General features: G+C 47.6%; 14 protein-coding genes. 5 read left to right on the top strand and 9 right to left on the bottom strand.

The annotated features are described in order from the left end of the window. The first annotated feature begins 52 nt into the window (after positions 1-52). Entirely contained in the window at positions 53-604 is a 552-nt protein-coding gene (locus ACBZ72_02065) for a hypothetical protein (GenBank protein ID XES77674.1), read from the top strand. 93 nt (positions 605-697) lie between these two features. Here the strand turns inward: ACBZ72_02065 and ACBZ72_02070 are convergent, their stop codons facing one another. Continuing rightward, the gene (locus tag ACBZ72_02070) at positions 698-982 is read right to left on the bottom strand and encodes a hypothetical protein (GenBank protein XES77675.1); all 285 of its coding nucleotides are present in this window, start codon (positions 980-982) and stop codon (positions 698-700) included. An 85-nt stretch (positions 983-1067) separates the two neighbouring features. Between ACBZ72_02070 and ACBZ72_02075 the strand changes: the two genes are divergently transcribed. Then, a complete protein-coding gene (locus ACBZ72_02075; protein ID XES77676.1) occupies positions 1068-1556 on the top strand; it encodes an N-acetyltransferase family protein in 489 nt (162 codons plus the stop codon). Between the two features lie 41 nt (positions 1557-1597). Here ACBZ72_02075 and ACBZ72_02080 read toward each other — a convergent pair whose 3' ends face one another. From ACBZ72_02080 to cobT, 4 genes are all read right to left on the bottom strand, one after another. Then, positions 1598-2386: an AIR synthase related protein gene (locus ACBZ72_02080; protein XES77677.1), complete on the bottom strand. Its 789-nt coding sequence runs from the start codon at positions 2384-2386 to the stop codon at positions 1598-1600. Continuing rightward, the gene (locus tag ACBZ72_02085) at positions 2383-2904 is read right to left on the bottom strand and encodes an ECF transporter S component (protein XES77678.1); all 522 of its coding nucleotides are present in this window, start codon (positions 2902-2904) and stop codon (positions 2383-2385) included. Before ACBZ72_02085 ends, ACBZ72_02080 begins: the two co-directional genes overlap by 4 nt. Before the next feature lie 257 nt (positions 2905-3161). Then, positions 3162-3743: a hypothetical protein gene (locus tag ACBZ72_02090; GenBank protein XES77679.1), complete on the bottom strand. Its 582-nt coding sequence runs from the start codon at positions 3741-3743 to the stop codon at positions 3162-3164. 22 nt (positions 3744-3765) lie between these two features. After that, positions 3766-4923 carry a nicotinate mononucleotide-dependent phosphoribosyltransferase CobT gene (cobT, locus tag ACBZ72_02095; protein XES77680.1) on the bottom strand — a complete coding sequence of 386 codons (1158 nt, stop codon included), beginning with the start codon at positions 4921-4923 and terminating at the stop codon, positions 3766-3768. Positions 4924-4936: 13 nt separating this feature from the next. On the opposite strand from cobT, the gene ACBZ72_02100 reads away from it, so the two are divergent. Continuing rightward, positions 4937-5866 (top strand): ribbon-helix-helix domain-containing protein, encoded by a 930-nt coding sequence (locus ACBZ72_02100; GenBank protein XES77681.1) that lies wholly within the window; start codon positions 4937-4939, stop codon positions 5864-5866. On the opposite strand, the gene ACBZ72_02105 is transcribed toward ACBZ72_02100, so the two are convergent. Beyond that, complete coding sequence (locus tag ACBZ72_02105) at positions 5863-6045, bottom strand: hypothetical protein (protein XES77682.1); 183 nt, start codon at positions 6043-6045, stop codon at positions 5863-5865. The genes ACBZ72_02100 and ACBZ72_02105 overlap by 4 nt on opposite strands. Positions 6046-6580: 535 nt before the next feature. Here ACBZ72_02105 and ACBZ72_02110 point away from each other — a divergent pair. Both ACBZ72_02110 and ACBZ72_02115 read left to right on the top strand, forming a co-directional pair. Then, positions 6581-7021 carry a hypothetical protein gene (locus ACBZ72_02110; GenBank protein XES77683.1) on the top strand — a complete coding sequence of 147 codons (441 nt, stop codon included), beginning with the start codon at positions 6581-6583 and terminating at the stop codon, positions 7019-7021. Positions 7022-7348: 327 nt separating this feature from the next. After that, a complete protein-coding gene (locus ACBZ72_02115) occupies positions 7349-9193 on the top strand; it encodes a heparin lyase I family protein (GenBank protein XES77684.1) in 1845 nt (614 codons plus the stop codon). Between the two features lie 142 nt (positions 9194-9335). Here ACBZ72_02115 and ACBZ72_02120 read toward each other — a convergent pair whose 3' ends face one another. From ACBZ72_02120 to ACBZ72_02130, 3 genes are all read right to left on the bottom strand, one after another. After that, positions 9336-10550: a MiaB/RimO family radical SAM methylthiotransferase gene (locus ACBZ72_02120; protein ID XES78640.1), complete on the bottom strand. Its 1215-nt coding sequence runs from the start codon at positions 10548-10550 to the stop codon at positions 9336-9338. A gap of 109 nt (positions 10551-10659) precedes the next feature. After that, positions 10660-11895, bottom strand: a complete 1236-nt coding sequence (locus ACBZ72_02125) for a glycosyltransferase family 4 protein (GenBank protein XES77685.1) — start codon at positions 11893-11895, stop codon at positions 10660-10662. 45 nt (positions 11896-11940) lie between these two features. Next, entirely contained in the window at positions 11941-12723 is a 783-nt protein-coding gene (locus ACBZ72_02130) for a polysaccharide deacetylase family protein (GenBank protein ID XES77686.1), read from the bottom strand. Between the last annotated feature and the right edge of the window lie 84 nt (positions 12724-12807).

The following is a 12807-nucleotide window of genomic DNA, read 5'->3' on the forward strand; positions in this document are numbered from 1 at the left end:
ATTTTCCCCTTAAACAAGCCCAAGAAGACAATTTGTTTTTGAGGCGTTTTTCTTGAATTGTGGAATACAAAAACTTAAAACTGAAATTACACCTCATTCAGATAAAAGAGCAAACAAAATGATTGAATACCTAAGCTTAGTACTTGGTGCAATTGGGACTATCACTGGAGTTCTCTCTCTTGTATGGAAGTTTGAGAACCAGAGACCAAAAATGAAAATTAAGGTAAAAGAGATTACACATACGTTTCATGAAACAAAATCTGGAAAGGAAATTCATTTTCTTGTGGATCTTGAGATATGGAATCACGGTGATAGAGGAACAACAATAAACAAAATTGAACTAGCATTTTCTGATGATAAAAAACGACACGTTTTAGAACAAGAAACGCGTGGAAGAGAAAACATGCGTACAGGTTTTTTTGGAACAAAAATAATTGAAGTTGAAAGAAAATGGGTAAACCCCAATGAGCTTATAGAAGAAAACCTTAATCTAACCGATGAATACACTGGAAGTGAAAAAGACGATATTCTTTGCATTATTACTCTTTATCACACCCGCAAAACTCTTAGAAGCGAAGCTATCTCTAAAAAAAAGCTTAATTGATTCTATCATTGGTTATACTATTATTCATTTAATTTGAGCAAGTTCAAATTTAATGGAATCGGTCACGAATAATTAGCTGGATGGAATTCGCTTTTAGTGGAAAGGAGAAAGAAGGTATGCAACAATTGTTAGTGGTTTTTTTATATTCTTCCTTAATTCTGATTGTGTCAACTTGGGCAAAGAAATCAACACGACGGTTGCTGGACCAGCCGACTTCTCAACATTAACTTGACTTTGTTCTGCGAGTTTGAATTTTAGTCCTGCCCCTTCCGCTAATGTTTCGATTTCGTGTGCGATACCTGTTGACCCGACAGGGATGATTTCGTGAACAAACTCGAGTTTGCGAAGCGCTAAAACGCTGTTAATTCCAAATCTCACACAAGCTCTGGGTTGTATTAGAAAAATATTTCTGCAAACCACGTTTCATACTATCAATTAGAGGTCTAAGCGAGTGGACAAAGTGGTGACGGAAAGAAAGGCAACTGTGGCAGATGTAGCTGCGATTACTGAAATCTATAACGAAGCTATCCTCAACACTACTGCCACATTTGATACGCAACCCAAAACCTTAGCTGAGCAGCAAACATGGTTCATCAATCATCAGCCCAGACACCCCATCATAGTTGCCCAACAGAATGGTCAAGTGGTGGGGTGGGCGTCGCTTAGCAAATGGTCAGACCGATGCGCCTACTGTGACACCGCTGAAGTATCCGTGTACGTCAGAAAGGAGTACCGTGCACAAGGAGTAGGCAGGCAACTGCTGAAAGTTCTTATTGATAATGGCAGAAACATTGGGTTGCACACCGTTATTGCTCGAATTGCAGGCGACAACCAAGCCAGCAGGCGCCTTTTCAGGTCTATGGGTTTTGAGGATATAGGCGTTATGCGTGAGGTCGGCAGAAAATTCGGCAAACTCTTAGATGTCTATTTGATGCAGAAAATCTACGACTAAACCCATTCTTCCTGAACACCTGTGAGTCGGGTTGGGTGCTTTCAGTTTGAAAGATGCGCAACACAGTTGATGGGTTTACTTACTGCGTTTTTCAGCTCAGACAGTTTCTGTTCGGATAATGCCGCTAAGACTACAGTTGCAGGACCCGCCGACTTCTTAACATCCACTTCCTGTTGCTCTGCGATTGTGAATTTGAGTTTGGCTCCTTTGGCTAAGGTTTCGACTTCGTGTGCGATGCCTGTTGAACCCACGGGGATGATTTCGTGAACAAACTCCAGCCGCCGCAACGCCCAAACGTCGGTTGACTCTGCAATTTTGCCTTGGTTTTCTTCGGCTAAGACTTCGGCTCCAACGCAGGGAACCCCAACAGCCACCACAACATCGCCTGCTTGGGCGGTGCCAATTTTAAGTTGCTCCTTGCGGCAGGTTCCCACAACCGTAACCCCAATGCCCGTCTGCTCCACCGCAATGTTCTTCTCCGTGCTGCCCGTCACCGCCAGCTTTGGGTCTAAGCCTGCCTTTTCTGCTTCATCTCGAATGCCGCGCAGGATTTCTGCACCCAGCGGTTCAGGCTCCACCCCCAACGCGTCTACAACGCAGACGGGGTTTGCACCAACAGCCAGAACCTCCATTAACGCCGCACGCGCCGTAAACTTGCCCAAAATGAAGCCGTCAACTTTCAGCTTATCCAGCGGCTTAGGACCAATGCCCCCCGCGGAGTCACAGCCCACAACCAGAACTTCGCCGCTGAGAAACTCAAAAAGCAGAACGTCGCGGTTGGTTTTTACAGGAAAAGGAAGAAGCGGGTTGGAGGGTGGGGTGGGGGTCAAAGTTTGAGTCTGCCTCTTATCCCAACATAGGCTAAGCCCGCAATAAAGACGTTTAGGACCGCCGCCGCAAACACGAACGGGATGAACGCCAACGCCAGGGTTAAGCCGTAGTTGGGGTCAGGCACCACCACAAACGTGAACAAGGTATTGATGATTACGCCTGCTGCGAGGGCGGGGATGAAGCCCCCGGTTCTGTTCATCTTGTTGATTATGCCTATTGCGGCGCCTGCCAGAGCCATGCCCAACGCGATGGGAAGATGGAAGTAACCAAGAGGAAACCCGCTGACCACAGCAGTTGCCAAATGCCCCAACCCGCAGACCAACGCACCCTCTTTGGCTCCGAAGTAGAGGGCAACAAAGAAGCCTGCGGCGGAGTCAAGGGCAAGCGAGCCGACGGGGCTGGGGATTTTGAGAAAGGAGCCCGCAGCGCACAGCGCAGTGAATATGGCTACGCGGGCAAGGCTCCACGTGGGGGAATTACGGGGAAGTTGGATTTGGGGTTGGGTTTTGTTTTGCATCTAAGTCAACCTTGCGTAACGGCGAAGGGTCTGAATAAAAGCATTTGCGCATACACTACACCTGTAGTGTGGCAACAATCAGAACCCATTAAACCCACGCGCCAAAACCCGACAACCCACGTCTTATCCTGCCAATCCACGACGTTTTACGCCGCAACCCAAACCCAAAACAAACCCCAAATCAAAAAAACAACCCAAAACGCGCCCTGCAAAAAAGGTAGGAGGTATAGAAGAAAAAACGCAAAAAGAAAAACGAGTTAAGTTAAGGGTTTGCCTTTGCGCCACTCCCAAAACGTGCCCACATACATGCCCCAACTCCGCAGCTTAGGCGAAATCGTCCGAAGCAACGCAGGACACGAAATCAGCACGATAGGCAAGTTAATGGCAAACGTGGGCACCAAGATTTCCACGGCCTGAGTCGCCGTGAACAACTGCGGCAAAACAGTGTACTGCCAAAGAATGTAGCCCGTGCCAGCCAACAAACTTACCGCGTACACACCCAAAAGGGCAACGAGGCTTTTGCGTTTGCCATCTTCAGCAGCCCGCGAAGGCATAAACACCCAGTTCAGCAGGTAAATCAGCAGCGCCACCACCGCTTCAAACACGCCCAAAAAGCCCAGCCCTTCGACAAAGGCGCCTCCCATGAAACCGCCAATCATGACGCCCACCAAGCCGCTCCAGCCAAACCAAACGGGGAAAACGCCCAGCAGTATGATTGGTAGGTAAAGCAGGGTAAAGTTGGGTAGCGTGACGGAGTAGGATAGAAAGAAGAATATGGCGTAGAGTGCGGCGGACATGGCCATTATGGAGGCTTGCTTAGATTTGCTTAGATTCTGCATGGCAATCAGCTTTTGGGCGTGCTTACTTGGAGTTTACTAGTTGCTCGTAGCTGCGCTCCACTTCTGCAAGCAAAGTCTGCTTGGTCACTGCGCCTTCGGATTTGACCATGGCAGCGATTGCTGTGCCGCCTATGCCAACGCCCTCCTTGACCACGCCAGCCTCGTAAGCACGCAACCCACTAAACCGCGAACCACCAAAATCAAGGTCCGCAGCCAACACAGGCACATCCGCAATCTGGCTCACTATGCCGTTAAGGTCGGAAGTTTTGTCCTCCACAATCCACCGTGTTGTGCCGATGGCAACATTGCCCAAAACTTTTGGGTTTAAGCCGTTGACTACGGCAAGAACGGCGGTCATTTGGGTTCCGCCAGCCATAACCACAGGCACACGCTCCGCCGCACCCAAAACCAAACCTGCAAAAACAGGCATCATAGGGTCACCCACAGCGGAAACCGCGCCCAGCGGGTCAGCCTTAAACGCGCCCACAGCAGCACCAGCAGCTTTTAACCCAGCCTCAACGGTTTGCAGCTTCAAATCATGCGGATTCCCAGGCATGCTACTGCTCACCTTGCCCTCCCCATGGTAGCCCATAGCCTGCAAAACCCCCAGCGCCGTCGTGGTGCCCCCAGGAATGCTCTCGCCAATGACAAGATAATCTGCGGTTTCCGACAGGATGCGCCCCGCCAGCTTAGCACGCGCCAGCACCTCAGCCGCATCCTCAACTGCCTTGCCCGTGCGAATGTCCTTTCCGGGTTTTGCGCCTACATCCAAATACGGCACGTAGGGCAGAACCCGTAGTCCAGCATTCACCGGCAGCGCGGTCATGCCTGCCAGTTTAAGCGCGGACATGGTGACCAACGCGGGGGTGGGGATGCCGTCGGGGGTGACGGGAACGCCGTTGATGCATCGGCATTTGCCCAGCAAGAGGAGTTCGATGTCGGCGGGTGGGGTGTAGTCGGTTATGTCGGGGTTTGCGCCTGCAGCTGATAACCCAGGGATTTTGGCGGTCTGCGTCGTGCCAAGCGTACAAATGAATTGAGGCTTTTTGCCCTTGAGGTTCTGAAGGAAGGCTTCTCCTTTTTGCGGTTCGTGTGTAAATATGATGTCTTGCATGGTTGTTTCCTGCGTCTTTTGGTTGCTGTAGTAACGGATAAAAGCCTTTGCACACACACTACACATGTAGTGTGTCCACGTGAAAGTCACAAACATACGCATCTCAGAAAAAATCCTCGACGAAACCGACCAACTCGCAAAACAACACGGACTCAACCGCTCCGAAATCATCCGCCAAGCCCTAACCGTATACCTACACCTAATCCAAAACGTCGGCTCCCTGCTCCGCCCAATAGCCTTCCAAGTCAAACCCGCACAAATCACCTACACCAGACGCGGCGACATCACCGTCATGCAAATTCCCACAGGACACGCCATCGTGGTGGGCTCCACCTCTTCAGGCGCCGTCGGACCAAAACCCCAAGACAAAGTCAAAGTGAAAGGGCGCATCGTAGGCAAATTCCTTGCACGCGTGGCATTAATGGATGTGGTTGCGGTAGGCGCGTTTCCCGTGCTACTATCCGTAACCTTAGGCGTCGAAAAAGAACCCACAGGACACGAAATCTTGGAAGGCATCCGCAGCGAAGCCGTGGTTTTGGGTTTAGACCCCAACCAAGTAGTGCTGGAGAAAACCGAAGAAAACTTCGCCACAGCCCAAACAGGTGCCGGCTTAACGGTGGTCGGCTTCGCAAACCAAGATGACTTGCGACTGGGCAAAACAGTACCCGGCGATTTGCTAGTGGCGGTTGGCAAACCCAAAGTCGGCGAAGAAGTGATTCCCGCAGAAGTTCACGGCGAAATCGCGGACCTGCGTAACATGGCAACGCTTTCCCAGCGACGCTATGTGCATGATATTGTAGCTGTGGGTTCACAGGGCATCGCGTATGAGGCGCGTATGATGGCGTTTGCGGTTGGGCGACAACTCAAATTTGCCGAGCAAACTGCGGTGGATTTGGAGAAGTCAGCTGGTCCAGCTTCGGTTGTGCTGGTCACTTTGGACCCAAAACGGTTGGAGGATTTGGTTTTGCTGCTACAAAAACCTGTAACGGTGATTGGCGAAATACTCTAACTTGACGGTGCATCGTCCTTTTGGGTTTGGATGGTTTTCTTCCATTTCTGCACCCATTCAGCGTTGCCCTCATCCATCGCCTGCAAGCATTCAGGGTCATTGGCATCAAGCTGAACTTTGGCTGAGTTCTGAAGCTTTGGGTTTTTGTTTGGCGTCTTTTTCCCCTCTTGTGCCTTCATTATACTTTTACGGCTAGTTTTTGGATATAAGGTTTAGGATAACCTACAGCCAACATCGCCTTGTAGCTTTCTGAGCAGTCTACCCCTGCAAATACTTTCCGCTCCGCTCGGATAGTTCAGAGTTTGTTTGTGCCCAAGTGGCATGCCGCTTGGTATGTAGCTTTGTGGGTTAGATGCATGTGGTTTTTTTCTGTTTTTGTGTGCACCTTATGAACATGAAAATTCAAATGGTGCCCGACTGCCTAAGTGAAAGTGGGTAGGCATTGTTGCGTGCCTACAAATGTAGCAAACTCTCAGACTACATTTCTGGCTAAAGAACCGCCCAAAACCCTAATTCAAAATCTCTGGGTCATGCGTAGGAAACATGCCTGCAACTGTGCCGCAGAGACGCCGTCTTAGCGGTGCTCAGGCTCAGATTCAACATCAAAAGAGGCTTGCAAAGGGGACTTAACAAACCCGCGAACTCTTATTTGCAGCAATAAATAAGTCAGCTTCAGCGAACTTACCGTAGAAACCAAGTGAGGGGACATCACATATGGTTAGACGTTCAATCTTTGATAGGATCTTTAAGGAAATGCAGACCATCCGCTTCCGGCTGGACGACTTAGAGAACACGATGGCCAGCTGGAACCCTCAACCCGTGACCATGTCCGAATCCAAGCTTATCAGTTTACCTGACCACCTGCGCAGAACATACATGGCTGTTGCCTCTAAGGGCGAATGCGATGCCATCCAAGTCAGCAACATAACAGGCAGATGCCGCGCAGTAGAAAGTGGCTACCTTAACCAACTTGCCCGTATGGGCTGGCTTCACAAACGCCGAATTAGTAAAACCGCACACTTCCGAGCCGTCTCTGAGAAAGTTCTTAACGAAACCCCACAAACCAAACCCAAAAATGAAAGCCCAAAAGACAACGTTTCCACTGGGGTACTGGATAATCAGGATGAAAACAGCTACTCCACCGCTTTGTACTGACAAAGATGTGCTGTAAGCCAGACCCAAGATAGGCGCGATTTAGCATCCGCTAAGGTTAACCGCAGCAACCAAACAGTTAGAATCTGCAGTTCCCAAACTAAACCGCCCTACGTTTGTGCTTGAGCAACGAAATAATGCCGTTTATTCTACAAACACAAAACCTCAACGTCTGTTTTTTCATACTAAATTTTAGATGCTGTAATTCTGTCTTTATTTAAGAAAATCGCCTTGATTTAGGTTTTTTAAGTCATTTTTTGTTTTTGTGATGAACACAAAGACATTGAGATATACTAAGTACGCAACCGTTTTCACGTTTCGTGAACAACGATGGCAAAAGGACAACTATTCAAAGCCTTAGCGATATCGCTAATTCTCTTGACAGCCCTCGCCGCAGTCGCCGCCATTAAGCCAACGCCAATCGCCAACGCAGCCACAACAGGAACCTTCGGCAACACCGCTGTTGGTCCCTACATTGACAGAACACCTGTAGGTGACAAGGACTCATGCAGGTATCAAGCAACCGAAACCGGAACAATAACTTCAGTCTCCATGTACATCCAGACCGCCAACGCCCCAGTAAGCTTTGCTGTTTACAGCGACAATAACGGGCAGCCCGACCAGCTTCTTGGTCAAAGCAGCTACGTCACCACAACTGGAAACAGCTGGGTGACCGCACCCGTTTCAGCACCTGTTACTGCAGGCCAAAACTACTGGCTAACGGTCATGTGTGACTCCATGGTTTACTGGAACTACGGTTTCGACGCAACAGCCGCAGCAGGAAACGGAGTAGAAGCATCCACAGCTTCCTATTCAGAAAGCTATGGTGATTTCACTCTCTGGGGACCTGCAACTTTCAGCATGTACGCAACCTACACCACAACAGGGTCTTCAACTCCAACAGCCACACCAACCCCAACCCCGACTCCAAGCCCTACCTCTGACCCACAGACAAACACCGCAACATTCGGATACACAACCGTTGGTCAATACACAGACAGAACCCCCTTAGACAACAAAGACTCATGCCGCTACCAAGCTTCACAAAGCGGAACCATGACCTCCATTTCCATGTACATCCAAACAGGAAACGCACAGGTTCGCTACGCAGTCTACAGCGACAACAACGGGCAACCCGGTCAGCTCCTTGGTCAGACTGACTTAGTCAACACCGCCGCCAACAGCTGGGTAACCGCTCCCATATCCGTGCCCATAACTGCAGGACAGTACTATTGGCTAACCGTCATGGCATCCTCAATGATATACTTCAACTACGACTTTACTTCACAAGCCATATCGGGCAACGGAGTAGACTCATCAATGACTTACTCAGAAAGTTATGGTGACTTTACCCTTTGGGGACCCGCTACCTTCAGCATGTACGCAACCTACACCACAACAGAGCCCACAACCCCAACAAACACCCCAACACCAACAGCAACTCCTACACCAACCCCAACTCAGACACCTACCCCAACAGCAACACCCACACCAACCCCAACCCCAACACCAACATCAACACCAACCAACCCATCAGCCACGCCAGTTTGGAGCACTGACGCAGAGATATCCAGTCTCAGCCAGCTAGGCATGAACTACTATGTTGAGCAAGGCGGTAGTGGCGACAGCGTACAAATAACTTCAGCAATGGCAAACAGTGGATCACGAAGCTTCCAGTTAAGCACCTCTAACGGTAGAATCGAACTAGACCTGTACCCAGGTTCAATGATACAAAACGACATCTACGTCAGCTTCTATGCCTACGTTCCCTCGTCATTCCAGATTGGAAGCTACCTAACTATATTCCAGCTGGAAGGCAGCATCCTGCCGAACTATGAACCAATCTGGGCATTCATGATACGCCCCGATAACAACAATAACGTCATACTATACGGCAGAGACAACAACGGCGACAAACTAGGAAACGACGGCGTACAAGCAGACAGCGGAATGTCTTTCCCACGTGACCAATGGGTACACATCGAATACTACACCCACATTGCAAGCAACGGCAGAATTGAAGCATGGATGAATGGCGCAAAACTCTGGGATGTTTCATGCGACACCTCAGGACTAAAGCTAACACCGATGTACTTCTCTCCAATGGTCTACGGCAGCTCAGGAACAATCTACGTTGACGATATCGCCATGTACAACACCAACATAAGAGGATAAACTCCTCTCCATACCCTTTTTTTATAAAAATTTGTAGTTTTCACTATCAACCTCCCTTGCTCACGAATTTTACATGAAGAAAACAAACGAGGTTGACAAAACGGCTTTAACGAACAGAAAACGTTTTTTGACTTTGGATATGCTACATTCTGTTTAACAGAATATTTTTTACTTTTCTAGGCGTGCGGTTATACACTGCTTTACGGTACAACTTGAGAAATCGCTGCCGTTTTACGTCCTTGGGCACTTTGGGCTCCAACTTTGCCGCGACTGTTCCCGGGCGGGCAGAGAACTCGTAAACTTCAACATAGTCAAAAGTGATCTCATCAAGCAGTCTCATGGTATCTTGAAATTCTTCGTCTGTTTCTGTGGGAAACCCAGCAATTATCTGTGTACGAATAATAATCGGTGGGTAAGCTTTGCGAATTGTCGAAATTAGATTTTTGTATTCCTCTACCGTGTAGTTACGGTTCATCAATTTCAAAATCCGGTTATTTCCAGATTCGGCAGCAAGTTCTACATACTTGATTTTCTTCGTTTCTAAAACCTCAATAAAGCCCTCCAGCATGTTTTTAAGGTGAAAGGGGTGAAAATTGCGCAGAAAAATGCTGTACTTTCCTTCCAAAGCAGTCAATTCTTTTAAGAGGTCTATAAAGTTACAACCCAAGTCAACTCCATAAGACCCTGGGTCCGTGCCCATTAAGCTGAATTTTCGGTAGCCTTGCTGTAACCCTAACTTAAACTCCTCTATGACGCTTTGTATGGGTTTACTTTTGGTGGGTCCACGAGAAATCCTAACTGCACAATAAGCACAGTTACTTCGACAGCCCGTGGATATCTTGATGTAGAAAATCGAGGGGTCCTTGGACCGCACCAAGTTAAATCGGGAGTTAAGGTAGCCGTCCCAACGTAATGCTGGTTTCTTCCAAATTTGACTTATCGCCGAGCCTTCAAAACGAACGTATTCAGGTGCGTTCTCTTTTGTTACCGGCCAAACTGTACCTAAATAATTCGCAAACGACTTATCTATTGGCTGCTTTAGCTTCAACACTTGCTGAAGCTCAGAAAGTTCTGAACCAAAAGAAATCTGACCTTGATACTCTTTCCTTAACCCTTCCAAATCAATTTTCGGAAGACACCCCCAGACAATCAACTGTTGCTCACTAGTCATTTTGCTCTGAATCTCTTTAATTATGCCAATCGAGTGGCTCTCAGTTTTGCTAGACCTCCCACACGCGTTAAACAGGATAAGGTCAGCTTTGTTCATGTTCCTTTCAACCAACCAACCGTTCTCCAGTAAGTACCTCTCTGCCCTAGCAACATCCAACCTGTTTTCAGGGCATCCGTTGCAGACCACAAAAACATGCCTACCTTTATTGGGTACTTTGTCAAAATCCAAATTTACACCCCAATTAATCGCGAGCAAACATTAACCGGGAAGCTTGTGCCTCTCTACAAGGCTTCAACTATGCCTTAAGTTGTAAAGGAGTACTAAGCCTTAAAAGGTACTCTTCAAAGCTTATGGCGACGCGGTCCCAACTGAATTTCTCGTCAACTATTGCCCGTCCCGTTGCTCCCCACTCAGGCAGCTTATCTCGATTATCATGAACATACGCAATGGCTTGTGCAACGTCTTTGGGCGATGCAGAGCTTATGTAAACCCCACATTTAGCTTCCCCCAGCACGTAACTGTTTGCAGGGATGTTTGTGGCTATGACAACTTTTTCCATGGCAAGGTACTCCAAAAGTTTTAGGGCGCACTGATTTCTCCACAACTGCACGTCAGGTAACGGCACCAAAGCAACATCGCATGACGCAATGTATTTGGGGACCTCTTTATGACTCACCCGATCGTGGAACATAACCATTTCCTTAACGCCGTATTCTTGTCGTAGTTCATCAATCCACGGATAACTCTCTTTGTCCCCAAGCATGAACAAAACCACATCAGGGTATCTCTGTCGAAGAATTTTTAGGCTTTCTATGCTTCCCGCCACGCCCCGCACACGACCAAACGTGTATGATGGACCCATCGAGCCATGGTAGAAAACAACAAATTTATCCTCAATTCCCAAGCTTTTCCGCAAACTGTCTTTATCGTATTTTTGTGGGTTGAAAAACTTCTTCGAAACGCCGCTGGTCCAGACACCTATACTTTGGGGGTTTAGTTTAAATTTGCTGCATATTTCTTGCCGCATCATGGGCGTAATTATTGTGATGCCGTCAAAGAACTTTTTTGACACCTTTATTGCTGTATTGAAAAGCCATGTTTCAGTGAAGCCACCGCCCACTGGTACACTTCGGATGTCTAAGACAATTTTTGGTCGAACAGGTTTGGGGATTGCAAGAAGAGATGTTGCGCACAGAAAGGTGGCGTCACGGGGCTCCACAATTATGTAGTCTTGTTTGGAGCGCAGACAGTAGACGGGTAAATAAAGGAAAAGCAGAATCGAGTACATGAACATAGTTATGGTTGCAACGTACCTCATGGGTATTGAGTGGATGTTCACCTCGTTTGCTTCAGAGACGTACTTCTCTTGGGTGTTTATTCCAAAAAGAGATGTTGCGTGCCCCCGTTCCGCTAATTTGCGCAGAATCTCAATTTGGGATGTTTTATGAAGGTCTCTGTCTAAAAGTAAAAAACTAACCCAGCAAATCTTTTTTCGAGAATCACCGTTACAGTTTGCCGTTTTTCTATACACCTATTTTCGTCAATATAACTGAAGCTGCATCTGGTAATTCTGCAGTTAATGGGCATCTTGTTTTGGTTTGAAGAAAGGTTCCACTTTCTTTTGTGCTGAAGCCATTGTTTCTAGACTTATCGTGCCGCAGTTTGCCTCACTCTGTGCATATTTTAGCAGTGGCCGAAACACTCGGTTTATGCTCCTCTCTATTGACAATTTTGAAACCCCAAAATTCCACAGATGAAACCACAAGTGAAGAGGCGCTCTTTTTAAAATGGCAATTTTCAATATTGCACATAAAATTGAAGAGTTTATGCTTTGGTCCAAGTTCAAGCTTGGGTTAATGTTGTACAGGTTGCCGCGTTTCTCTATTCGCATGCAGTCTAATCTGAAATTCCCGTAACTTCGATAGGTCTTGTAGCCGTATTTTTCTAGAAAGTCCAAGTGTGCTACGGCGTTTTTGGGGAAAATGAAGCTTGTGGGGGTCACATTGAAATCCTTCATTAAAACTCCCAGTTTATTTAGCTCGGAGTCCACTTCATGTGATGACATCTCGTTGAACATCTTGTGAGAAAAACCGTGTGAACCAATGTCGTGGTGGACACTGGACTTGATGACTTGTTCTAAAATGGTTCCGTCCACCTCCAAGGTTTGCCCCCGGATACCAAATGTAACCGGTACGCCGTACTGGTCAAAGAGTTCAAGAAAAAGCGGTAACGCCTTTTCCTCAATTTCACCGACGGTTTGTTCACTGAAATAGTTATGGACATTTCGGTCATTTCGACCTTTGTTTACTATTCCTACGACTCTGCTTCCTACGTCTACGTCAATGGAGAAAATGAGCATGCCTTGTTTCAGTTTTTGGATCGCTGTTTGGTCAGTTGAAAATAAAACTAAATGAAACAGTTGTGACACTACTGAACTGGGAAT

It is taken from the genome of Candidatus Bathyarchaeia archaeon, assembly GCA_041447175.1.
GTDB lineage: Archaea > Thermoproteota > Bathyarchaeia > Bathyarchaeales > Bathycorpusculaceae > JADGNF01.